Origin of the sequence: Pseudomonas sp. NFX15 (genome assembly GCF_049132105.1) — a bacterium.
GTDB lineage: Bacteria > Pseudomonadota > Gammaproteobacteria > Pseudomonadales > Pseudomonadaceae > Aquipseudomonas.
This window is the reverse complement of sequence record NZ_JAFMPV010000019.1, coordinates 1-21,986: the sequence shown is the minus strand read 5'-3', so window position 1 is coordinate 21,986 and position 21,986 is coordinate 1. Positions and strand designations below refer to the sequence as shown.

The 21,986-nt window shown below is 61.3% G+C and carries 21 protein-coding genes and 1 pseudogene; 13 read left to right on the top strand and 9 right to left on the bottom strand.

Annotated elements, in window-relative coordinates; all coding sequences use genetic code 11:
* The first annotated feature begins 3 nt into the window (after window positions 1–3).
* Complete coding sequence (choX, locus tag J1D76_RS19235; protein WP_421139885.1) at window positions 4–924, top strand: choline ABC transporter substrate-binding protein; 921 nt, start codon at window positions 4–6, stop codon at window positions 922–924.
* Between the two features lie 225 nt (window positions 925–1,149).
* The gene (locus J1D76_RS19230; protein WP_421139883.1) at window positions 1,150–2,718 is read left to right on the top strand and encodes a SulP family inorganic anion transporter; all 1,569 of its coding nucleotides are present in this window, start codon (window positions 1,150–1,152) and stop codon (window positions 2,716–2,718) included.
* 35 nt (window positions 2,719–2,753) lie between these two features.
* Here the strand turns inward: J1D76_RS19230 and aroE are convergent, their stop codons facing one another.
* Together aroE and hemF are read right to left on the bottom strand one after the other, a co-directional pair.
* Entirely contained in the window at window positions 2,754–3,575 is an 822-nt protein-coding gene (gene aroE / locus J1D76_RS19225; RefSeq protein ID WP_421139882.1) for a shikimate dehydrogenase, read from the bottom strand.
* A complete protein-coding gene (hemF, locus tag J1D76_RS19220; RefSeq protein ID WP_421139881.1) occupies window positions 3,575–4,504 on the bottom strand; it encodes an oxygen-dependent coproporphyrinogen oxidase in 930 nt (309 codons plus the stop codon). Before hemF ends, aroE begins: the two co-directional genes overlap by 1 nt.
* Before the next feature lie 164 nt (window positions 4,505–4,668).
* Here hemF and J1D76_RS19215 point away from each other — a divergent pair, with 164 nt between their 5' ends.
* A complete protein-coding gene (locus tag J1D76_RS19215) occupies window positions 4,669–5,646 on the top strand; it encodes an NADPH:quinone reductase (protein WP_421139880.1) in 978 nt (325 codons plus the stop codon).
* Window positions 5,647–5,733: 87 nt separating this feature from the next.
* Here J1D76_RS19215 and J1D76_RS19210 read toward each other — a convergent pair whose 3' ends face one another.
* The 3 genes from J1D76_RS19210 to J1D76_RS19200 form a co-directional block, all read right to left on the bottom strand.
* On the bottom strand, window positions 5,734–6,291 hold the full coding sequence (locus J1D76_RS19210; RefSeq protein WP_421139879.1) for an L-threonylcarbamoyladenylate synthase: 558 nt from the start codon (window positions 6,289–6,291) through the stop codon (window positions 5,734–5,736).
* Window positions 6,292–6,345: 54 nt separating this feature from the next.
* A complete protein-coding gene (gene dprA, locus J1D76_RS19205) occupies window positions 6,346–7,452 on the bottom strand; it encodes a DNA-processing protein DprA (protein WP_421139877.1) in 1,107 nt (368 codons plus the stop codon).
* Between the two features lie 81 nt (window positions 7,453–7,533).
* Window positions 7,534–8,358 (bottom strand): peptidoglycan-binding protein, encoded by an 825-nt coding sequence (locus J1D76_RS19200; RefSeq protein ID WP_421139875.1) that lies wholly within the window; start codon window positions 8,356–8,358, stop codon window positions 7,534–7,536.
* Between the two features lie 173 nt (window positions 8,359–8,531).
* Between J1D76_RS19200 and def the strand changes: the two genes are divergently transcribed.
* From def to J1D76_RS19175, 5 genes are all read left to right on the top strand, one after another.
* Complete coding sequence (gene def / locus J1D76_RS19195) at window positions 8,532–9,038, top strand: peptide deformylase (RefSeq protein WP_421139874.1); 507 nt, start codon at window positions 8,532–8,534, stop codon at window positions 9,036–9,038.
* Between the two features lie 69 nt (window positions 9,039–9,107).
* Window positions 9,108–10,067 carry a methionyl-tRNA formyltransferase gene (gene fmt / locus J1D76_RS19190; RefSeq protein ID WP_421139873.1) on the top strand — a complete coding sequence of 320 codons (960 nt, stop codon included), beginning with the start codon at window positions 9,108–9,110 and terminating at the stop codon, window positions 10,065–10,067.
* A complete protein-coding gene (gene rsmB / locus J1D76_RS19185; RefSeq protein ID WP_421139872.1) occupies window positions 10,064–11,374 on the top strand; it encodes a 16S rRNA (cytosine(967)-C(5))-methyltransferase RsmB in 1,311 nt (436 codons plus the stop codon). The genes fmt and rsmB overlap by 4 nt, the downstream gene beginning before the upstream one ends.
* A 22-nt stretch (window positions 11,375–11,396) precedes the next feature.
* On the top strand, window positions 11,397–12,773 hold the full coding sequence (gene trkA, locus J1D76_RS19180; protein WP_421139870.1) for a Trk system potassium transporter TrkA: 1,377 nt from the start codon (window positions 11,397–11,399) through the stop codon (window positions 12,771–12,773).
* Window positions 12,774–12,891: 118 nt separating this feature from the next.
* The gene (locus tag J1D76_RS19175) at window positions 12,892–13,206 is read left to right on the top strand and encodes a tetratricopeptide repeat protein (RefSeq protein WP_421139869.1); all 315 of its coding nucleotides are present in this window, start codon (window positions 12,892–12,894) and stop codon (window positions 13,204–13,206) included.
* On the opposite strand, the gene J1D76_RS19170 is transcribed toward J1D76_RS19175, so the two are convergent.
* The 3 genes from J1D76_RS19170 to tag form a co-directional block, all read right to left on the bottom strand.
* Window positions 13,207–13,446, bottom strand: a complete 240-nt coding sequence (locus J1D76_RS19170) for a PilZ domain-containing protein (RefSeq protein ID WP_421139868.1) — start codon at window positions 13,444–13,446, stop codon at window positions 13,207–13,209.
* 73 nt (window positions 13,447–13,519) lie between these two features.
* Window positions 13,520–14,407 carry a lysophospholipid acyltransferase gene (locus J1D76_RS19165; RefSeq protein ID WP_421139866.1) on the bottom strand — a complete coding sequence of 296 codons (888 nt, stop codon included), beginning with the start codon at window positions 14,405–14,407 and terminating at the stop codon, window positions 13,520–13,522.
* Between the two features lie 40 nt (window positions 14,408–14,447).
* A complete protein-coding gene (tag, locus tag J1D76_RS19160; protein WP_421139865.1) occupies window positions 14,448–15,005 on the bottom strand; it encodes a DNA-3-methyladenine glycosylase I in 558 nt (185 codons plus the stop codon).
* 81 nt (window positions 15,006–15,086) lie between these two features.
* Between tag and glyQ the strand changes: the two genes are divergently transcribed.
* From glyQ to J1D76_RS19140, 4 genes are all read left to right on the top strand, one after another.
* Window positions 15,087–16,040: a glycine--tRNA ligase subunit alpha gene (glyQ, locus tag J1D76_RS19155; RefSeq protein WP_003187265.1), complete on the top strand. Its 954-nt coding sequence runs from the start codon at window positions 15,087–15,089 to the stop codon at window positions 16,038–16,040.
* Window positions 16,037–18,091 carry a glycine--tRNA ligase subunit beta gene (gene glyS, locus J1D76_RS19150; protein WP_421139863.1) on the top strand — a complete coding sequence of 685 codons (2,055 nt, stop codon included), beginning with the start codon at window positions 16,037–16,039 and terminating at the stop codon, window positions 18,089–18,091. Before glyQ ends, glyS begins: the two co-directional genes overlap by 4 nt.
* A 4-nt stretch (window positions 18,092–18,095) precedes the next feature.
* Entirely contained in the window at window positions 18,096–18,635 is a 540-nt protein-coding gene (gene gmhB, locus J1D76_RS19145) for a D-glycero-beta-D-manno-heptose 1,7-bisphosphate 7-phosphatase (protein ID WP_421139993.1), read from the top strand.
* Window positions 18,636–18,718: 83 nt separating this feature from the next.
* Window positions 18,719–19,498, top strand: coding sequence for a lysophospholipid acyltransferase family protein (locus J1D76_RS19140; RefSeq protein WP_421139862.1), 780 nt, complete (start codon window positions 18,719–18,721; stop codon window positions 19,496–19,498).
* A 182-nt stretch (window positions 19,499–19,680) separates the two neighbouring features.
* Here the strand turns inward: J1D76_RS19140 and J1D76_RS19135 are convergent, their stop codons facing one another.
* The gene (locus tag J1D76_RS19135) at window positions 19,681–21,213 is read right to left on the bottom strand and encodes an ATP-binding protein (protein WP_421139861.1); all 1,533 of its coding nucleotides are present in this window, start codon (window positions 21,211–21,213) and stop codon (window positions 19,681–19,683) included.
* A 176-nt stretch (window positions 21,214–21,389) separates the two neighbouring features.
* On the opposite strand from J1D76_RS19135, the pseudogene J1D76_RS19130 reads away from it, so the two are divergent.
* Window positions 21,390–21,764: pseudogene (locus J1D76_RS19130) on the top strand (response regulator transcription factor); the annotation flags it as partial.
* Window positions 21,765–21,986: the final 222 nt, after the last annotated feature.

The window sequence follows — 21,986 nt, the reverse complement described above, 5'->3', positions numbered from 1 at the left end:
TCCATGCAAAGGTTATCCACAGTACTGACGGTCGCGCTTCTGGCCCTGGGCAGCGCCTCGGCATTTGCCGAGCAAAGTTGCGAGACGGTGAAGATGGCCGACCCGGGGTGGAGCGACATCGCCGCGACCAACGCCATCACCGGGTTTCTGCTGGACGGCATGGGCTACAAGGCCAAGGTCGACACCCTCGCGGTACCCATCACTTTTGGCGGGCTCAAGGATGGCCAGGTCGATGTGTTCATGGGTAACTGGATGCCGGCACAGCAGGGCTTCTACGACAAATTCGTCGCCACAGGCGATGTCACGCAACTGGCGAAGAACCTCGACGGCACCGAATTCACCCTCGCCGTGCCGGACTACGTGTGGGACGCGGGTGTGCATAACTTTGCCGACCTGAACAAGTTCGCCGACAAATTCGACCGCAAGATCTACGGCATCGGCTCCGGCGCGCCGGCGAACCTCTCGCTGCAAGAGATCATCAAGAAGAACGATTTCGACATGGGCCAATGGAAACTGGTCGAGTCCAGTGAACAGGCCATGCTCGCCGAAGTGTCCCGGGCGATTAAAAAACAGAAATTCGTGACCTTCCTCGGCTGGACCCCGCACCCGATGAACGTGCAGTTGAAAATGCACTACCTCAAGGGCGGCGAGAAATACTTCGGCGACACCGGCAGCGTCCACACCCTGACCCGCAAAGGTTATGCCCAGGCCTGTCCGAACGTTGGCAAACTGCTGACCAACCTGAGCTTCACCCAGGACATGGAGAACAGCATCATGGCCGAGGTGGTGAATAAGAAAGTCAGCAATGCCGACGCGGCCAAGGCGTGGATCAAGGCCAACCCGGCGGTGCTGGACAAGTGGCTCGATGGCGTGAAGACCGTGGACGGGCAGGATGCGTTGCCGGCGGTTAAAGCCAAACTCTAGACTGGAGTTGATAGGGACTTTGTGGGGAGAGGGGCTTGCTGTGGCGAGGGGGCTTGCCCCCGTTCGATTGCGAAGCAATCGTAAAATCATCGAATGCGGTCTACCCGATAAACTTCATTCAATGGTTTTTGGGACGGCTGCGGCGTCCAACGGGGGCAAGCTCCCTCGCCACAATGATTGTATTGTCCTGCTACCCTTGCGCAAAAACCCCAACCGAGAGGCCCCATGGCCCTGCCAAGCCGCCATTCACTTTTTCCATTCCTCACCTGGTTGCCCAAGCAAACCCGCGCCAGCGTCGGACGTGACCTGATTGTCGGGCTCAGTGGTGCGATCCTGGCGCTGCCTCAATCGATTGCCTACGCACTGATCGCCGGCCTGCCGGCGGAATACGGCCTGTACGCCGCCATCATCCCGGTGCTGATCGCCTGCCTGTGGGGTTCGTCGTGGCATCTGATCTGCGGTCCTACGGCGGCCATCTCCATTGTCCTGTACGCCAGCGTCAGCCCTCTGGCCGTTCCGGCCACGCAGGACTACGTCACGCTGATCCTGTTGCTGACCCTGTTGGCCGGTATTTTTCAGTGGTTGCTGGGCATGCTGCGTTTCGGCGCGCTGGTGAATTTCGTCTCGCATTCGGTGGTGCTGGGTTTCACCCTGGGGGCAGCGGTGGTCATTGCCATCGGCCAATTGCCGAACCTGATGGGCCTCGACTTACCCAACCAGGCCACTGCACTGGGCAGCTTCATGCTGCTGTTCCAGCACCTGGGCGAAATCGATCACCCGTCGCTGGCGCTGGGCCTGGCGACCGTGGTGGTCGGCGTGGTCCTCAAGCTGTTGCTGCCACATTGGCCGACGCTGCTGATCACCCTGGTCCTCGGCGGGTTGCTGGTGTGGCTTTGGCCGTCGATATTCGGCCATGTGCAGTTGGTCAGCGCCTTCGTCGGCCGCTTGCCGCCCTTCAGTGCGCTGCCGCTGGACCTCGACCTGATTCTGCGCTTGCTGCCCAGCGCCGTGGCGGTGGGCATGCTCGGGCTGGTGACCAGTCTGTCGATTGCTCGCTCGATCTCGGCGCGTTCGCAGCAATTGCTCGACGCTAACCAGGAAGTGCGCGCCCAAGGCTTGTCGAATATCGTCGGCGCGTTCTTTTCCGGATCGCTGTCGGCCGGGTCCTTCACCCGCTCGGGCCTCAGCTATGAAGCCGGCGCCTGTTCGCCGCTGGCGGGGATTTTTTCGGCGCTGTGGGTGGCGCTGTTCGCCCTGTTCGGCGCGCACCTGATCGAACACATTCCGATCCCGGCGATGGCCGGCAGCATTCTGTTGATCGCCTGGGGACTGGTGGATCATCGCGGCATTCGCGCTCTGTTGAGGGTCAGCCGCGCCGAGTTCGTGGTGATGGCACTCACCTGCCTTGCCACGCTGCTGCTGGAATTGCAGACAGCGATCTACGCCGGGGTGCTGGCATCGCTGTTCTTTTACCTCAAGCGTACGTCGCAGCCACGAGTACAGCATGTGCGCGATGGTGAGGAAGACATCCTGCGGGTGGGCGGTTCGATCTTTTTCGGCGCCAGCCATTACCTGCAAGTGCGCCTGCAACGCCTGCACGGTGCGCGGGTGGTGATCGAGGCGCAGCAGATCAACTTCATCGACTATTCAGGGGTGGAAATGCTGCATCAGGAAGCGCGGCGCCTGCTCAAGCAGGACCGCAGCCTGACGTTGCGTCGAGCAAGACCGCAGGTGGTGGAAGAATTGAGGAAGCTGGAAGGGGCGCAGAATTGCCCGATTCGCTTTGAGGAGTGAACGCAGCGCCCCAGAAAAGCAGTTACCCGAGAAAATTACAGCGCCAACTGCCGACGCAGCTCCGCCAACACCGGCGCCGTCTCCGGACGCACCCCGCGCCAGAGGAAAAACGCTTCCGCCGCCTGCTCGGCCAGCATCCCCAGGCCGTCCATTGCCACCGCCGCGCCGTGTTCGCAGGCCCAGCGACAGAACGCGGTCGGTTCCTTGCCGTACATCATGTCGTAGCACAGGGTCTTGCCCGGTTCGATCAGGCTCGGCGCAATCGGCGGCACATCGCCGGTCAGGCTCGCGGAGGTCGCGTTGATGATCAGGTCCACCGACTCCTGCAACCAGTCGTAGCCACTGGCCGAGACCGGCCCCAGATCGCAGAACAATTCCGCCAGCAGCTCGGCCTTGTCCACGGTGCGATTGGCGATGATCACCGATGCCGGTTGCTCGGCCAGTAATGGCTCCAGAGCACCGCGCACCGCGCCGCCCGCGCCGAGCAACAGGATGCGTTTGCCGTTGAGGCTGAACCCGGCGTTGACCGTCAGGTCGCGCACCAGCCCGGCGCCGTCGGTGTTGTCGCCCAGCAGGCTGCCATCAGCCAGTTTGCTCAAGGTGTTCACCGCACCCGCGCGCTGCGCTCGCGCCGTCAGGCTGCTGGCCAATCGATAGGCCTCTTCCTTGAACGGTACGGTTACGTTCGCCCCGCGACCCTCGAGGAAAAACGTGCGGGCACAGGTGGAAAAGTCGTCGAGTGGCGCCAGCAGGGTGGTGTAGTCCAGCTTTTCACCGGTCTGCTCGGCGAACAGGCGATGGATCAACGGCGACTTGCTGTGGCCAATCGGGTTACCGAATACGACATAACGGTCCATCAGGATGCCTCGCCCAAGTCCAGGCCCAACCAATCGCGGTCTTGCAGGAAGTACTCAGTCAGGCGTGCTTCTTCGCTGCCAGGTTCGGCCTTCCAGTCGTAACCCCAGCGCACTTGCGGCGGCAGCGACATCAGGATCGACTCGGTGCGTCCGCCCGATTGCAGGCCAAACAGCGTGCCGCGGTCGTAGACCAGGTTGAATTCAACGTAGCGCCCGCGACGGAACGCCTGGAATTCGCGCTGCTTGGCGGTGAAGGCATCGTTTTTGCGGCGCTGCACGATCGGCAGGTACGCGTCGATGTAGGCGTCGCCGATGGCGCGCATGAAGGCGAAACTGGTGTCGAAGTCCCACTCGTTCAGGTCGTCGAAAAACAGCCCGCCGATGCCACGCGGCTCGTGACGATGCTTGATGTGGAAGTAGCTGTCGCACCAGGCTTTGTAACGCGGGTAGACGTCGGCACCAAACGGCGCACAGGCCTGCTCGGCGACGCGGTGCCAATGGATGCAGTCTTCTTCGTTGCCGTAATAAGGCGTCAGGTCGAAGCCACCACCGAACCACCAAACCGGTTCTTCACCTTCCTTTTCGGCGATGAAAAAGCGCACGTTGGCGTGGGACGTCGGTACATGCGGGTTGTGCGGGTGAATCACCAGCGACACGCCCAGGGCTTCGAAGCCACGGCCGGCCAGTTCGGGTCGGTGAGCGCTGGCGGACGGTGGCAAACCGCTGCCGAAGACGTGGGAAAAGTTGACGCCGCCCTTTTCAATCAACTCGCCGTTCTCCATGACGCGGGTGCGACCGCCACCGCCCGCGGGCCGGGTCCAGGCGTCTTCGACGAAGTGCGTGCCACCGTCTTCCGCTTCCAGAGCGGCGCAAATGCGATCTTGCAGGTCGAGCAGGTAGGCTTTTACGGCCTCGGTGCGGGTCGTCATGTCATCACCTTGAATCGGGGCGAAACGATGCGGCGCTCCATTGGAGCGGGGGCGGCGCAAATGGGCGCGTAGCATAACATCGCCCGTTACCTCGTCGCAGTTGACGAAGATCAAGCTTAGGAGTCCGATAGGACGCTTGGTAAAACGACCTATGGAGAGTCCTGATGGCAAAGCGTATCCAGTTCCGTGCCCATGGTGGCCCCGAAGTGCTCGAATATGTGGATTACCAACCCGCCGAGCCCGGCCCCAAGGAAGTACGCGTCACCAATAAGGCCATCGGCCTGAACTTCATTGACACCTATTACCGCAGCGGTCTGTACCCGCCGCCCTCCCTGCCGTCGGGTGTCGGCTCAGAGGGTGCGGGCGTGGTCGAAGCGGTGGGCAGCGACGTGACGCGCTTCAAGGTCGGTGATCGTGTGGCCTATGGCAGCGGCCCGCTGGGCGCCTACAGCGAGGTGCATGTATTGCCCGAGGCCAACCTGGTCAAACTGCCGGACGCCATCAGCTTCGAACAGGCCGCCGGCGTGATGCTCAAGGGCCTGACCGTGCAGTACCTGCTGCGCCAGACCTATGAACTCAAGGGTGGCGAAACCATCCTGTTCCATGCCGCGGCCGGTGGTGTCGGGTCGCTGGCCTGCCAATGGGCCAAAGCCCTGGGCGTCAAGCTGATCGGCACCGTCAGTTCCGCGGAGAAAGCCGCATTGGCCAAGGCCAATGGCGCCTGGGCGACCATCGACTACAGCCATGAAAACGTCGCGCAACGCGTGCTGGAATTGACCGACGGCAAGAAAGTCCCGGTGGTGTATGACGGCGTGGGCAAAGACACCTGGCTGACCTCACTCGACAGCGCCGCACCGCGCGGGCTGGTGGTGAGTTTCGGCAATGCGTCGGGCGCAGTGGACGGGGTGAACCTGGGGATTCTGGCGGGCAAAGGCTCCCTGTACGTGACCCGGCCAACCCTCGGCACGTATGCGAACAACGCCGAGAACCTGCAACGCATGGCCGACGAGTTGTTCGAGATGATCAGCAGCGGCAAGCTGACGGTGGACATCAGCCAGCGTTATCCACTGGCTGACGCGGCGAAGGCGCAGACCGAGTTGTCGGCGCGGCGCACGACGGGTTCGGTTGTGTTGTTGCCTTAAGGACGCCTTCGCTGGCAAGCCAGCTCCCACAGGGTTCGCAGCGGATCTGTGGGAGCTGGCTTGCCAGCGAAGAACGATGACGCGGTCTCAGTCCGGGCGCACAACCGCGCCGGTCGCCAGGTCGCGAATCACGCTCGGGTTCTTGCGCCCGCCCAGGTTGCCACCCAGCACCCCATCCAGCTGACCACGGAAATACTGCTCGATACGAATCCGCGTACGCGCCGCCGGGCGCCCTTGCGGGTTGGCCGACGTCGACACCAGCGGCCCGACCAACGCACACAAATCCCGCACCATCGGATGATCGCTGACCCGCAGTGCCACGGTTTCGTGCACACCGGTGATCCACTCCGGCAGCAGGTTCTGGTGCGGCACCAGCCAGGTATTCGGCCCCGGCCAGGTACTGGCCATGCGGTCCATCCACAACTCGGGGAAGTCTTCGAACAGGAAGTCGAACTGGCGGATGTTGTCGGCGACCAGAATCAGCCCCTTGTCCACGGACCGGCCCTTGATCAGCAGCAAACGATCCACTGCCTCCTCGTCCCACGGGTCACAACCCAGACCCCAGACTGCTTCGGTTGGGTAGGCAATCACCGCCCCGGCGCGAATGGCTTGCGCGGCTTGTTGCACACGCCAACTGTTGACCATGAAAAACTCTCCAGAATAAGGCTCCGTGCAGTTTACCGATCTTGTTTATAAAACCTAGCTTACCCGCGCAAACCAGCGCCCGTTTTCGCACACGGCGCTGCCGTCCATTTCCAGTTCCGTCAACGCCGCCAGCACTTTGGGCAACGTCCAGCCACTGGCATCGGCCAGCGCCTCACTGCTGTGCGGCGCGGCATGCAGCAGTTTGAGCAACGGGTGAGTGACCGCCGCAGGGCTGATTTGTGTGGATAACGACAGTTGTTGCCAACCGCGCAAGGCTTCGAGGATATGTTCGATGGTTTCCACCAGCACCGCGCCGTCACGAATCAGCTGATGGCAACCACGGGCGCCGGGGTGGTGGATCGAGCCTGGCATCGCGAACACTTCGCGTCCCTGTTCCGCCGCCAGCCTGGCGGTGATCAGTGAGCCACTGGCCACACTGGCTTCGACCACCAGCACCCCGAGCGACAACCCACTGATGATCCGGTTGCGCCGGGGGAAGTTGCTGGCGTGGGGGTTCGCATCCAGCGCAAACTCCGAAAGCACCGCACTGCCCGAGGCAATCATCGCGTCTGCCAGGCGCCGATTGCGCTGTGGATAAAACTTCTCGAGCCCCGTGCCAAGCACACCCACCGTTTGCCCGCCGACGTCGAGCGCGGCCTGGTGCGCGGCGGCGTCGATGCCCACGGCCAAGCCACTGGTGATGACAAAACCGGCGCCGGCCAGGCTGCGGGAAAACGCCGCCGCGGTGTCCATGCCCGGTCGCGAAGCGCGACGACTTCCCACCATCGCCAGCTGCGGTTTTTCCAGAATCTGCGGATCGCCCGCCACAAACAGCAGCGGCGGTGCATCGCTGATTTGCGCCAGCAGTGCCGGGTAGTCCGGCTGGTCCCACATCAGTAAATGCTGGGCCGGATGCGCAAGCCAGGCCAATGCATGGCTGGCGCTGTCACGAATTTCAGCGCTGCGCCGGGCCTCGGCACAGGCCAATGGCAAACCCAGTGCACGCCAGGCACTCGCCGGTGCGCTGAGGGCTTTCGACGCCGAACCAAAGGCTTCAAGCAACTTCTTGAATCGCGCGGGACCGAGCTCCGGCAAGCGATGCAAACGCAAACGAGCTTCCAGTTCCGCAGGGGACACGGGTGTAACAGCAGACGGCGACATGGATCATCCTTGATCGTTGTGAGTGCTCGTTCTGACGCGAACAAGCTGTGGATAACTCTGTTGGTAACTTATGAAGCAAGCTTACGGATTTTGCACCTTGTCCAAGACCGCCAGCGAGCGCGAAGCGTTGAGCACCAACCCGTAGCTGAGCTTGTCGTACGTGCGGAAAACCAGCAGCCGGCCTGCGCGCTCGTCGGGGGTCTTCACGGACTGCCCGGACACCTGGTCACGCACCGTTTCGCCGGTTTTCATCACCGCCAGCACATTGCCTTCGGCCAGCCCGTCGCGTTGCCCCTTGTTCAGCGTGACCACGTCCAGCGCACCGATTTGCGTGACCCCGCGCGGCACGTCGATGATCAAGCCGTTGATCGGCTGATTCGGCTCGCTGGGCGTGAACGTCGAATTGATCGAACGCTGTTCACCACTGAACAGGCGATCACCGAGGCGCACTTCCTGGGTCGTGCGTTGCAGCACCAGGGTGGCAACGTCGCCTTCGGTGGCCACGACCTCGCCGCCGCCGATGTCGTCGGCATTGATCCCCAGGACCTCCTTGGTCTGCGGGTCGGTGTAGACCTTGCCCTGGCGCAAGATGCTGTACGCCGGTTGGGCATGGTCGAAATGGCCGCGGGCGAAGATGCGGTCGCCGGCGCCGCTGAGGACCCGTTCGCCATCGCCGGCGACGATGTAGGGCGCCTCGGCGAAATCCTCCGGCTTGTCGACGATGCGATTGCCCAGCAGAAAGCTGTTGATTGATTTCAACGCGATGCCGGGGAGGGCCTCCACAACCGGGCTGCTGCGCACCTGGGGCGACAGCTTTATCGTGGGAATATCGTCCTTGACCGGCACTTGCCCCTGCGCCAGACCGGTCGAGGCCAGGAGTAGCAGGGCGAGTAGTGATTTCCTCATGCAGTGAATCCCTTTATTATGTGCGTTCGCGTAAAACGCCAGAGTCCTCGGTGGCTCGCTCCCGGCTTGCTTATCAATAGAAGGGAGCTACGTTTTACATAGGTAGCCTGCCTTTCTTCGGACCCGCCAGGCCATCGACCCGACCTTACTTCACACGTGCATTTATCAAGCTTATGGCCATTTTAAACATCCTCGAATTCCCTGATCCGCGTCTGCGCACTATCGCCAAACCAGTGGCCGTAGTGGACGACGAAGTGCGTCAGTTGGTCGACGATATGTTTGAAACAATGTATGAAGCGCCAGGCATCGGCCTCGCCGCGACCCAGGTCAACGTGCACAAACGTATCGTGGTGATGGACCTCTCCGAAGACCGCACCGATCCGCGGGTGTTCATCAACCCGGAGTTCGAGTCCCTGACCGACGAGATGGAGCAATACCAGGAAGGCTGCCTCTCGGTGCCGGGTTTCTACGAGAACGTCGACCGTCCGCAAAAGGTCAAGATCAAGGCGCTGGACCGCGATGGCCAGCCTTACGAACTGATCGCCGAAGGCCTGCTCGCCGTGTGCATCCAGCACGAATGCGACCACCTCAACGGCAAATTGTTCGTCGACTACCTGTCCACGCTCAAACGCGACCGCATCAAGAAGAAACTGGAAAAGCTACACCGCCAGAACGCCTGATGCCCCTCTTCAAAGGCTTGCTGCGGCAAGCCTTTTTCTTTTCAAGCTGCTGTGTAATCGAGAGCTTCCATGACTGAGCCACTGCGCATCGTCTTTGCCGGCACCCCGCAATTCGCCGCCGAACACCTCAAGGCCCTGCTCCACAGCCCTTATGAGATCGTTGCGGTCTACACCCAACCGGACCGTCCGGCCGGTCGCGGACAAAAACTGATGCCGAGCCCGGTCAAGCAGCTTGCTCTGGAGAACAACATCAAGGTGTTGCAACCGCCGACCTTACGCAACGCAGACGCGCAAGCCGAACTGGCCGCGCTGAAGCCGGACCTGATGGTGGTGGTGGCCTACGGCCTGATCCTGCCGCAAGTGGTGCTCGACATTCCGCGCCTGGGTTGCATCAACAGTCACGCCTCGCTGCTGCCACGCTGGCGTGGTGCGGCGCCGATTCAGCGCGCCGTGGAAGCAGGCGACGCCGAAAGCGGCGTGACCGTGATGCGCATGGAAGCCGGCCTCGACACCGGGCCGATGCTGCTGAAAGTCGCCACGCCCATCAGCGCCGAAGACACCGGCGGCAGCCTGCATGATCGTTTGGCCGAAATGGGCCCACCGGCCGTGATCCAGGCCATTGCCGGCCTCGCTGCCGGCACGTTGCACGGCGACGTGCAGGACGACACCCTCGCCACCTACGCGCACAAATTGAACAAGGACGAAGCCAGCATCGACTGGAGCCGTCCGGCCGTCGAGCTGGAGCGTCTGGTGCGTGCCTTCAACCCGTGGCCGATCACCCACAGCACCTTGAACGGTGAAGCGCTGAAAGTGCTGGCCGCGACCCTCGCTGAAGGCCAAGGTGCACCGGGCGAAGTCCTCGGTGCCAGCAAGGACGGCTTGATCGTCGCCTGCGGCGAGCAGGCCCTGTGCCTGACCCGCCTGCAATTGCCCGGCGGCAAGGCGCTGAACTTCAGCGACCTGTTCAACAGCCGTCGCGAGAAATTCGCCACCGGCATCGTCCTCGGTCAAGCGGCGCACGCCCAATGAATCCGCGTCTGGCCGCCGCCAAGGCACTCGCCGCTGTCCTCAGCGGAAAAGCCTCACTCAACAGTTCGCTGCCGACCCAACTGGACAAGGTCGAGGACCGTGATCGCGGCTTCACCCAGGACCTGGCCTTCGGCACCGCACGCTGGCAGCCGCGCTTGTCGGCATTGGCAGCCAAGCTGCTGCAGAAACCGTTCAAGGCCGCCGACGCTGACGTCGAGGCGCTGTTGCTGGTCGGCCTCTATCAACTGCTCTATACCCGCGTTCCGGCTCACGCCGCCATCGGTGAAACCGTCGGTTGCGCTGACAAACTGAAAAAGCCTTGGGCCAAGGCGTTGCTCAACGCCGTGCTGCGCAACGCCCAGCGTGAAAGCCAGACGATTTTCGCCGAGCTGGAACGTGATCCGGTGGTGCGCACCGCTCACCCACGCTGGTTGCAAAAATCCCTCAAGGCCTTCTGGCCGGAGCAATGGGAGGCGATTTGCGCGGCGAACAATGCGCATCCGCCGATGATCCTGCGCGTCAACCGCCGCCATCACAGCCGCGATGCCTACCTGGGTTTGCTGACGGCTGCCGGCATCGCCGCTACGCCCTGTGTCTACAGCCGCGACGGCATCGTGCTCGATGCCCCCGCCGATGTGCGCAGCCTGCCGGGTTTCGCCGAGGGCTGGATCAGCGTGCAGGACGAAGCGGCGCAACTGGCGGCTGATCTGCTCGACCTGGCGCCGGGGCAACGGGTGCTGGACGCCTGCTGTGCGCCAGGCGGCAAGACCTGCCACATCCTCGAAGCCGAGCCGCAACTGGCCGGCGTGGTCGCCGTGGACCTCGAAGCCAAGCGCCTGGTGCGCGTGCGGGAAAACCTCGAACGCCTGAAACTCAGCGCCGAACTGATCGCCGCCGATGGCCGTGACACCCAGGCCTGGTGGGACGGCAAGCCGTTCCAGCGGATCCTGTTGGACGCACCGTGCTCGGCCACGGGCGTGATTCGCCGTCACCCGGACATCAAGCTGACCCGTCAACCGGACGACATCGCCGCGCTGGCCGTGCTACAAGGCGAGTTGCTCGACGCCATGTGGCACACGCTGGAAGTCGGCGGCATCCTGCTCTACGCCACCTGTTCCACGTTGCCGACCGAGAACACCGAAGTCATCGAAGCCTTCCTCGCGCGCACACCGGGCGCCCGTGAACTGGACCTCGCCACCGCGGCCGGTATCAAGCAGCCCCATGGTCGCCAGTTGCTGGCCCAGGAAGGCGGCCACGACGGCTTCTACTACGCCAAGCTGATCAAGATCGCCGCCGCACGCGGTTAAATGGATTCAATGGAGTGACCGGATGAAAATCATCATCCTCGGCGCCGGGCAGGTCGGCGGTTCGCTGGCGGAACACCTGGCCAGCGAAGCCAACGACATCACCGTGGTCGATACCGATGGCGAACGCCTGCGCGACCTCGGCGACCGGCTGGACATCCGCACCGTGCAAGGCCGCGGCTCATTCCCGACCGTGTTGCGCCAGGCCGGGGCCGACGATGCCGACATGCTGGTCGCGGTGACCAACAGCGACGAAACCAACATGGTTGCCTGCCAGGTCGCCCACACGCTGTTCCACACACCGACCAAGATCGCCCGGGTGCGCGAAGCCGCCTACCTGACGCGTGAAGAGCAACTGTTCCAGAACGAAGCGATCCCGGTGGACGTGCTGATCAGCCCCGAACAGGTGGTGACCAATTACATCAAGCGCCTGATCCAGCACCCCGGCGCCTTGCAGGTGATCGACTTCGCCGAAGGCCAGGCGCAACTGGTGGCGGTGCGGGCTTATTACGGTGGGCCGCTGGTGGGCCAGCAACTGCGGCAGTTGCGTGAGCATATGCCGAATGTGGAAACCCGCGTGGCCGCGATTTTCCGTCGCGACCGACCGATCCTGCCCCAAGGCGACACGGTGATCGAGGCTGACGACGAAGTGTTTTTCATCGCCGCCAAAGAGAACATTCGCGCGGTCATGAGCGAAATGCGCCGGCTCGACGAGACGTACAAACGCATCGTCATCGCCGGTGGCGGACAGATCGGCGAGCGCCTGGCCGAGGCCATCGAAAGCCGTTACCAGGTGAAGATCATCGAAATGAACCCGGCACGTTGCCGTCATCTGTCCGATACGCTGGACAGCACGGTGGTGTTGCAGGGCAGTGCGTCGGACCGCGACCTGCTGATGGAAGAGAACATCGCCGATGCCGACCTGTTCCTGGCCCTGACCAACGACGATGAGGCCAACATCATGTCGTCGCTGCTGGCCAAGCGCCTGGGGGCGAAGAAGGTGATGACCATTATCAACAACCCGGCCTACGTGGATTTGATCCAGGGCGGCGACATCGACATCGCCATCAGCCCGCAACTGGCGACCATCGGCACCTTGCTGGCCCACGTGCGCCGGGGCGATATCGTCAGCGTGCACTCACTGCGCCGGGGCGCGGCGGAAGCCATCGAGGCGATTGCCCATGGCGATGCGAAGTCGAGCAAAGTGATCGGCAAGGCCATCGAGAACATCGGCCTGCCGCCGGGCACCACCATTGGCGCGATCATTCGCGACGAAGAAGTGATCATCGCTCACGACGACACGGTGATCGAAACCGGCGACCATGTGATTTTGTTCCTTGTGGATAAAAAGCATATTCGCGATGTGGAGAAGTTGTTTCATGTGGGGTTGAGCTTCTTCTGATCCTTAAGAGCGCTTTCGCTGGCAAGCCAGCGCCTACAGAAAATCGCGTATGACCTGTAGGAGCCGGCTTGCCGGCGAAGGCGATTTCGCAAACACAATCCATTTGGAAATATCCCCCATGCTCGAATCCCTGGAAAAAATGCTCGCCAAGGGTGTGGATAACTCCCTGCTGCGCTTCGGCCTGGGCAAGGGTTATCTGGACCTGGGAGAAAACGCCAAGGCGGCTGAGCATTTGCAGCGCTGCGTCGAATTCGATCCGAAGTATTCGGCGGCGTGGAAGCTATTGGGCAAGGCCCATCTGGCGCTGGCGGACTTTGCCGCCGCACGCCAGGCCTGGGAGCAAGGCCTGGAAGCCGCCCGTGCCCATGGCGACAAGCAGGCCGAGAAAGAAATGACGGTGTTTCTGAAAAAACTTGAGCGTCAGGCGCACTGATCAGAGGTAGCGCAGGCCGATCCCTTCGGCATCCACCAGCACCACTTCCATGCGGACTCGCGGCGCGCCTGTGGGTAAGTCCTGGACCTGCCCGTAAACCACGGCGCCGCGGGGTAGCGTCGGGAGTTTCGGATGCTGGACGTAAACGCCCGTGGTCGACAGGTTACGGGTGTGCCCCAAACAATCGCCGATGCTTTCGTGACTGATCTTGATGCGTAATGACTTGCGGTGTTCGGACATCTTCTGCGCCCTTGAATGAACGGTTGTGGATAACCTTGCCCGGCAAGGTTATCCACAGATCATGCCAATCGACTCAATACCAGCGCTCTTCACCCGGCGGGCGTTTCTTGAAGCGCTTCATGCTCCACATGTACTGGCTCGGATAGGCACCAACATAACGCTCGACCACCTTGCTCATGGCCGCGCAAGACTCGGCGGTATCGGTGCTGTACATGGCCTCTGGCGCGGCTTCCAGGATCACTTTGTAGCCGGAGCCATCGGGCAACCGCAGGGCATGCAGGAACACGCCGACCGCTTTGCCGCCGGCCAGCATGTTCGGCACGAATTTGCTGGTCAGCGCCTGGGTGGCAAAGAACGGCACGAAGATCCCGGCGGATTCGGCCGGTTCCGGGTCAGCGGGAATGCCCACTGCACCACCTTTGCGCACTTCCTTGATGACACTGAGGATGCCTTCCTTTGTGGACGCCGCCACTTTGTTGCCCAGTTGCACCCGCTGCTTTTGCAGCAACTCATCCACCGCCTTCAATTTAGGCGGTCGATAGAAAATGATCGGTTTGCACTGGCTGCAATAGAAGTGGTTGAGCACTTCCCAGTTGCCCAGGTGGCTGGTGATGCCGACTACGCCTTTACCGGAGGCGAGGGCGTCTTTCAAAACCTGCAGGCCCTCGACTTCGCGCACCAGGTCGATGGAGCGCTGGGCCGGCCAGATCCAGGCGCAGGCGCTCTCGGTCAGCGACTTGCCGATGTCTTTCAAGCTCTGACCCACCAAGCGTTCGCGCTCGACAGGGTCCATGTCCGGAAAGCACTTGGACAGGTTGATCCGTACCACGTCGCGGGAACGGTTCGGGGTTTTCCACATGACCCAGCCAATCGCCGAGCCCACGGCTTGCACGGCCCGCCACGGAAGCAAGGCAAACAGCCGCAGAGCGCCTACCAGCAAGGCGCCTTTAAACTTATCCACAGGTCACTCCTGATCTTGTGCGGTGCGCGAGTCGGCCATTCTAACCGCCGTTCGCCAGCTGCGCGTAGCGGTCGCAATCCTGAGTGTGGTCCATGACCATGCCCGAGGCTTGCATCAGTGCGTAGCAAATGGTCGGCCCGACGAAGGTGAACCCGGCTTTTTTCAAGCCTTTGCTCATTTCCACGGCGGTCGGCGTCACGGCCGGGACTTCACTGCGATCCTTGAAATGATTGATCACCGGCGTGCCACCGACGAACGACCAGAGAAACGTCACCGGATCCTCCAGCGCCAGCCAAGCCTGGGCGTTGCGCCGGGCGGCGTTGAGCTTGAGGCGGTTGCGGATAATGCCCGGATCGAGCATCAATTCGTCGATTTCGGCATCGCTCATCTGCGCCACGCGCTGGACATCAAAACCAAACATCACCTGACGATAATGCTCGCGTTTGCGCAGCACCGTGATCCAGGAAAGCCCGGCCTGGAACCCTTCGAGCAAAAGCAACTCGAACAATCCCTGCGCATCGCGTAGCGGCGTGCCCCACTCCTGATCGTGATAAGCCATGTACAGCGGATCTTCGGAACACCAAAAGCAGCGTGGCATAAGGCTCCAGGGGGCGTGCGCAGCAACGAATCGGGTATACTCCCGCTCTTTAAATCGCAGCCCAAGAAACAGGTGAATTTCGTGAGCCAGCCTACGCCAGCCGTGCGTACCTTCCAAGACTTGATCCTCGCCCTCCAGCAATACTGGGCCGAGCAAGGTTGTGTGGTACTTCAGCCCTACGATATGGAAGTAGGCGCCGGCACTTTCCACACCGCAACGTTCCTGCGCGCCATCGGCCCGGAAACCTGGAACGCTGCCTACGTGCAGCCAAGCCGCCGCCCGACTGACGGCCGCTACGGCGAAAACCCGAACCGTCTGCAGCACTACTACCAGTTCCAGGTTGTGCTCAAGCCGAACCCGGACAACTTCCAGGAACTGTACCTGGGCTCGCTCAAGCACGTTGGCCTGGACCCGCTGGTCCACGACATCCGCTTTGTCGAAGACAACTGGGAATCGCCGACCCTCGGCGCCTGGGGTCTGGGCTGGGAAGTCTGGCTCAACGGCATGGAAGTGACCCAGTTCACCTACTTCCAGCAAGCGGGCGGCATCGAGTGCTACCCGGTGACCGGCGAGATCACCTACGGTCTTGAGCGTCTGGCCATGTACCTGCAAGGCGTGGACTCGGTCTACGACCTGGTCTGGGCTGACGGTCCGTTCGGCAAAGTGACCTACGGCGACGTGTTCCATCAGAACGAGGTGGAACAGTCGACCTACAACTTCGAACACGCCAACGTCGACAAGCTGTTCGAACTGTTCGATTTCTACGAAAGCGAAGCCAAGCGCCTGATCGAACTCGACCAGCCGCTGCCATTGCCGAGCTACGAAATGGTATTGAAGGCTTCCCATACCTTCAACCTGCTGGATGCGCGCCGGGCAATCTCGGTGACTGCGCGTCAGCAATACATCCTGCGTGTACGCACCCTGGCGCGTTCCGTTGCGCAAGCCTACCTGCTGGCGCGCGCCAAGCTGGGCTTCCCGATGGCGACCCCGGACCTGCGTGACGAAGTACTGGCCAAGCTGGAGGCTGCACAATGAGTGCTCTGGATTTTCTGGTTGAACTGGGCACTGAAGAACTGCCACCCAAAGCCCTGAACACCCTGGCCGAGGCGTTCCTCGCCGGTATCGACAAGGGCTTGCAAGCCGCCGGCCTGAACTACGAGACTAAAACCGTCTACGCCGCCCCGCGTCGCCTGGCCGTGCTGATCACCGCACTGGCCACCCAGCAGCCGGACCGCAGCATCAACCTCGATGGCCCGCCACGTCAGGCCGCCTTCGATGCCGAAGGCAACCCGACCCAAGCCGCCCTGGGCTTTGCCAAGAAGTGCGGCGTCGAGCTGAGCGAAATCGATCAGAGCGGACCGAAACTGCGCTACAGCCAGAGCATCGCCGGCAAGCCGACCTCGAGCCTGCTGCCGACCATCGTTGAAGACTCGCTGAACGACCTGCCGATCCCGAAACGCATGCGTTGGGGTGCTCGCAAGGAAGAATTCGTGCGTCCGACCCAATGGCTGGTGATGCTGCTCGGTGACCAAGTCATCGACTGCACCATTCTCGCGCAGAAGGCTGGTCGTGATTCCCGTGGTCATCGTTTCCATCACCCGCAAAACGTGCGCATCGGTTCGCCGTCCAGCTACCTGGCCGACCTGCGTGCCGCCTACGTGCTGGCCGATGCCAACGAGCGTCGCGAGATCATCAGCAAGCGCACCGAAGAGCTGGCCACCCGTCAGGAAGGCACGGCAATCGTTCCACCAGCGCTGCTCGACGAAGTGACCGCGCTGGTCGAATGGCCGGTGCCACTGGTGTGCTCGTTCGAAGAACGCTTCCTCGACGTGCCGCAAGAAGCCCTGATCACCACCATGCAGGACAACCAGAAGTACTTCTGCCTGCTGGATGCCGACGGCAAGTTGCTGCCGCGTTTCATTACCGTGGCCAACATTGAAAGCAAAGACCCGCAGCAGATCATCGCCGGTAACGAGAAAGTGGTTCGCCCACGCCTGACCGACGCCGAGTTTTTCTTCAAGCAAGACAAGAAGCAGAAACTCGAAGACTTCAACCTGCGCCTGCAAAACGTGGTGTTCCAGGAAAAACTCGGCAGCGTCTACGACAAGGCCGAACGCGTTTCCAAGCTCGCCGCGTTCATCGCCCAGCGCATCGGCGGCGACGCTGCATGGGCCGCTCGTGCAGGCTTGCTGTCCAAGTGCGACCTGTCGACCGAAATGGTCGGCGAGTTCCCGGAGATGCAAGGCGTCGCCGGTTACTACTACGCCCTCAATGACGGCGAGCCGCAAGATGTCGCGCTGGCGTTGAACGAGCAGTACATGCCGCGCGGTGCCGGTGCTGAACTGCCAAGCACCCTGACCGGTGCGGCGGTGGCCATCGCCGACAAGCTCGATACCCTGGTCGGCATCTTCGGCATCGGCATGTTGCCAACCGGCAGCAAGGACCCGTACGCCCTGCGCCGTGCAGCACTGGGCGTGCTGCGGATCCTGATCGAAAAACAACTGGACCTGGACCTCAACGACGCCGTGGCCTTCGCCGTGAATGCGTTCGGTAGCAAGGTCAAGGCTACTGGCCTGAATGACTCGGTACTGGAGTTCATCTTCGACCGTCTGCGTGCCCGTTACGAAGACGAAGGCGTCGATGTAGCGACCTACCTGTCGGTACGCGCCCTGAAGCCGGGTTCTGCCCTGGACTTCGACCAGCGCGTGCAAGCGGTACAAGCCTTCCGCAAATTGCCGGAAGCCGCTGCCCTGGCCGCGGTGAACAAGCGTGTGTCGAACCTGCTGAGCAAGGTCGAAGGCTCGGTGCCGACGGTCGTTGAAGCCAAGTACTTCGACAACGCCAACGAGTTCTCCCTGTACTCGGCGATCCAACAGGCTGACCAGGCTGTGCAGCCGATGGCCGCTGCGCGCCAGTACAGCGAATCCCTGGCACGCCTGGCCGCCCTGCGCGAACCGGTGGATGCGTTCTTCGAAGCCGTGATGGTCAACGCGGAGGACGCGAAAGTCCGCGCCAACCGTTATGCGTTGCTGGCGCGTCTGCGTGGGCTGTTCCTCGGCGTCGCCGACATTTCGCTGCTAGGTTGAGGGACTGCTGTTGAAACTGCTGATTCTCGATCGGGACGGGGTGATCAATTACGACTCCGACGCTTATATCAAGTCGGTGGAAGAGTGGATTCCGCTCCCCGGTTCGATCGAAGCCATCGCGCAGTTGAGCAAGGCCGGCTGGACGGTGGCGGTCGCTACCAACCAGTCGGGCATCGCTCGCGGCTATTACGACCTCGCCACCCTGGATGCCATGCACGAGCGCTTGCGTTCGTTGGTAGCGGAGCAGGGCGGTGAAGTCGGGCTGATCGTCTACTGCCCGCACGGGCCGGATGACGGCTGCGATTGCCGCAAGCCAAAACCCGGGATGCTGAAAACCATCGCCGGGCATTACAACGTGTCGCTGACCAATCTCTGGTTCGTCGGCGACAGCCTTGGTGACCTGGAAGCCGCCAAAGCCGTCGATTCACAGCCAGTTTTAGTAAAGACCGGGAAAGGCGAAAAGACTCAGGGCAAGACCCTTCCGGTTGGCACATTGATTTTTGACGATCTGGCGGCGATTGCCGCAGAACTTATCCACAATTAGAGTGCTTCTGAATTTCCTGGCGAAGGATTGTTCAGGAGTGCGCTTTATATAGGCGGGTGTTTCCCGCAACGGTAAACGTCACCATGTCGATACTGCAGGCCATCAGAACCTTCCTCTTTTACCTGCTGCTGGGCACCAGCTCCCTGCTGTGGTGCAGCTTGAGCTTTTTTATCGCACCGTTCTTGCCCTTCAAGGCACGCTATCGCTTCATCAACGTGTACTGGTGCCGCTGCGCCTTGTGGCTGAGCAAGGTATTTCTGGGTATTAGCTACGAAGTGAAGGGCGCCGAGAACGTACCGGAACGACCTTGCGTCATTCAGTCGAACCACCAGAGTACGTGGGAGACGTTCTTTCTTTCCGCTTACTTCTCGCCGCTGAGCCAGGTGCTCAAGCGTGAATTGCTCTACGTGCCGTTCTTCGGTTGGGCCATGGCCATGCTGCGACCGATTGCCATCGACCGTGACAACCCGAAAGCCGCGCTCAAGCATGTTGCGAAGAAAGGTGATGAGTTGCTCAAGGACAATGTCTGGGTGCTGATCTTCCCTGAGGGCACGCGCGTTCCCTTCGGCACCGTCGGCAAGTTCTCGCGCGGCGGCAGCGCATTGGCGGTGAATGCTGAATTACCCGTGCTGCCCATTGCGCACAACGCTGGCAAATTCTGGCCGAAAACCGGTTGGGCAAAAAAGCAGGGCGTGATCACGGTGATCATCGGTACCCCGATGTACGCCCAGGGCACCGGGCCTCGTGCCATCGCCGAACTGAACGACCGCGTCCAGGCCTGGAACGAGCAAATGCAACGGGAAATGGGCTCGCTGCCACCGGCACCGCAGGCACCGGTTTCAAACGACCCGCTGGCTGTCTGAGATTCTGTGGATAACCTGTGTACCGTTTCACCGAAAAGCGTCGGTATTTGTACGTAACAACTTGTTTTTTATAGATATTTCATAAAATGATAAAAATCATAAAACCGTGCATAAGTTTTTTTCAGACGTAAAAAAACCGGCTGATATAGCCGGTTTTTTTATGGGTGGAAAACGAGATCCAGTCAGTCGCGAAACAATGGAAATTCAAGCCTGAAGGTTGTGCCCTGACCCACCGTACTGTGGCATTCGATTCGTCCGCCATGGCGGTCGACCACAGCCTTCACCATCGACAGTCCCAACCCCACGCCGTCAATTCCCTGGGCTGACGAGAAACGTCGGTACTGGATAAACAGCTCAGGTAACTCCTGTGCCGAAATGCCTTTGCCCTGGTCGACCAGCTCACACCTGAGCCAGCCTTCGTGATGCCGGACCGACAAATTGATCCGGGTGGCGCAAGCACTGTATTTGATCGAGTTCTCCAGCAGATTGAACAGTGCGCGGGTCAACAACGCCTGATCCGCCAGGACCAGGCTTTCCTGGGCCTGATCGTCCACATGCTGAACCAGTTCGATGTGCTTTTGCTGTGCGATCGGCAATGCCTGATCGAACACATCCATGACCAGCATCGCGAACAGGCTCGGCTCAAACCGATACGCCTCGGATTCGGCCTTGGCCAGTTGCACGAAACCGTCAGTCAAATTGAGGGCACGACGCACCTGTCGCTCGATTTGCTCCAGCAGTGGGGAGTCCTCGCCCACTTGTTGTCGATGCACCTCCAGCAGCGCCAGGATAGCCGAGTGGGGGGCGCGCAAGTCGTGACACAGGAAACGCAACATGACACCTCGCTGTTGCTCTGCATCCCGTTCGACACTCAGGTCTGTCAGGCTCCACAACCAACCGATGGGACTTTGCCCGTTCACCGGCAGTAGCGGCGCACGCTCCAGACGCAGGCTGCGCTCCCTGGTGTCGCGAAATTCCAGCAAAGGCAGGGCCGCCAATGGCGTTTCCTGTCCCGGGGGAAGGTTGGGGTAGCCAAGTTGCGCCAATCGCTCAAGCACACCATTGCCCACCAGATCGACGCCGAACAAATCACGGGCCTTTCGGTTACAGAGCAGAATCTCGCCCCGGGGAGCGCTGATCAGCATGGCAACCGGCAAGTGCTCCAGGCCATCGGCAATGAAGCGGCGAGTGTCACGGGTACGGCTCAGGGCCTGCTCAAGCGCCATGATCTGCTCCTGCAAGCGATCGCCGTGGGGAAGTGGCACGTATCGGCGTTCCGGAATGATTTTCGGCTCACTGTCCAGGCGCGCCAGTTCCCAACCAAAATAGGTCAGTACCACGCTGAGTCTTCGCCAATTCCAGATCAGATAACTGAACAGCATCCCCAGCACCGCGGGCGTCGGCGACCACCATTTACCCCACTGCGCAAGTCCGGCGCTGACCAGCAGGGTACAAGCCATGCCCACCAGCGTCAGCCAGAGTGCCAGGCGTGGTCGCCACCACAACAGCCCGAGAACGCTAGTCACCAGGCACACCGACACCACCGCGCTCGAGACCGGTGTTGGATCATCCAGGTTCACCTGGGCGCTATAGGACAGCAGTGCCGTCAACGGCAACAGCACCCCACTTATCCACACCCACTCGCGCACCAATTGTCGAAACAACCGTTCGACCTGACTCGGCTCTGCGCTTGCGCCACGCCGTTGGTTATTCATGAGCAAAAGGGCAGGGGGGCTGGGTGATGGATTTCATGATTCCCGACAGCGTCCGAAAGGGTCGACTCAACGAATCATAGCGGACGTCGCGACCAACGGCAGGCCGCTGGCTTTGACGAATTCAATCGAGCCGCTATCGTCGATAGGTATTGCCCAAGCAACAAGGAACACCGCTTATGCGCGTTGCGATCCTGGACGATGAACCCGCCGAACTGCGCCGTGTCGAGCAAACCCTGCAGCAGATACCCCAAGCCGGTGAACAGCCATGGTCGCTGCACAGCTTTGAACGGGGCGAAAACCTGCTCATCCAACTGCGTCGGGAAACCTTCGACCTGCTAATCCTCGACTGGCAGGTTCCCGATCTAAATGGCTTGTCCTTACTACACTGGACTCGCAAACACTTGGACGCTCCACCGGCCGCGATCATGCTGACCAGCCGGGATGGCGAAAACGATATCGTCCAGGCACTCAATGCCGGCGCCGACGATTATGTCAGCAAACCCTTCCGCCCTAATGAACTCAAAGCCCGGGTCGCTGCCGTATTGCGCCGGCACCATCGGAAGCGGGCGAGCAATGAACTGTTGAGCTTCAACGACCTGGTCCTCGACGACGCCGGGTTGACCGTCACCCGTGGCGGAAAACCGATTTGTAGTGGTCAACTAATCCCGGACACGACGTTAAGTTTTTCTTCGGCCCGCGCTGGCGCCAACCCACCGTTGAATTGATGGGGTCGAATCCAGTTGTAGCGATGCATCAAGAATTGGCTGATATCA

Coding starts and splice junctions, on each gene's coding strand:
- choX (WP_421139885.1), top strand. CDS start 4: ATGCAAAGGTTATCCACAGTACTGACGGTCGCGCTTCTGGCCCTGGGC.
- J1D76_RS19230 (WP_421139883.1), top strand. CDS start 1,150: ATGGCCCTGCCAAGCCGCCATTCACTTTTTCCATTCCTCACCTGGTTG.
- aroE (WP_421139882.1), bottom strand. CDS start 3,575: ATGGACCGTTATGTCGTATTCGGTAACCCGATTGGCCACAGCAAGTCG.
- hemF (WP_421139881.1), bottom strand. CDS start 4,504: ATGACGACCCGCACCGAGGCCGTAAAAGCCTACCTGCTCGACCTGCAA.
- J1D76_RS19215 (WP_421139880.1), top strand. CDS start 4,669: ATGGCAAAGCGTATCCAGTTCCGTGCCCATGGTGGCCCCGAAGTGCTC.
- J1D76_RS19210 (WP_421139879.1), bottom strand. CDS start 6,291: ATGGTCAACAGTTGGCGTGTGCAACAAGCCGCGCAAGCCATTCGCGCC.
- dprA (WP_421139877.1), bottom strand. CDS start 7,452: ATGTCGCCGTCTGCTGTTACACCCGTGTCCCCTGCGGAACTGGAAGCT.
- J1D76_RS19200 (WP_421139875.1), bottom strand. CDS start 8,358: ATGAGGAAATCACTACTCGCCCTGCTACTCCTGGCCTCGACCGGTCTG.
- def (WP_421139874.1), top strand. CDS start 8,532: ATGGCCATTTTAAACATCCTCGAATTCCCTGATCCGCGTCTGCGCACT.
- fmt (WP_421139873.1), top strand. CDS start 9,108: ATGACTGAGCCACTGCGCATCGTCTTTGCCGGCACCCCGCAATTCGCC.
- rsmB (WP_421139872.1), top strand. CDS start 10,064: ATGAATCCGCGTCTGGCCGCCGCCAAGGCACTCGCCGCTGTCCTCAGC.
- trkA (WP_421139870.1), top strand. CDS start 11,397: ATGAAAATCATCATCCTCGGCGCCGGGCAGGTCGGCGGTTCGCTGGCG.
- J1D76_RS19175 (WP_421139869.1), top strand. CDS start 12,892: ATGCTCGAATCCCTGGAAAAAATGCTCGCCAAGGGTGTGGATAACTCC.
- J1D76_RS19170 (WP_421139868.1), bottom strand. CDS start 13,446: ATGTCCGAACACCGCAAGTCATTACGCATCAAGATCAGTCACGAAAGC.
- tag (WP_421139865.1), bottom strand. CDS start 15,005: ATGCCACGCTGCTTTTGGTGTTCCGAAGATCCGCTGTACATGGCTTAT.
- glyS (WP_421139863.1), top strand. CDS start 16,037: ATGAGTGCTCTGGATTTTCTGGTTGAACTGGGCACTGAAGAACTGCCA.
- J1D76_RS19140 (WP_421139862.1), top strand. CDS start 18,719: ATGTCGATACTGCAGGCCATCAGAACCTTCCTCTTTTACCTGCTGCTG.
- J1D76_RS19135 (WP_421139861.1), bottom strand. CDS start 21,213: ATGAATAACCAACGGCGTGGCGCAAGCGCAGAGCCGAGTCAGGTCGAA.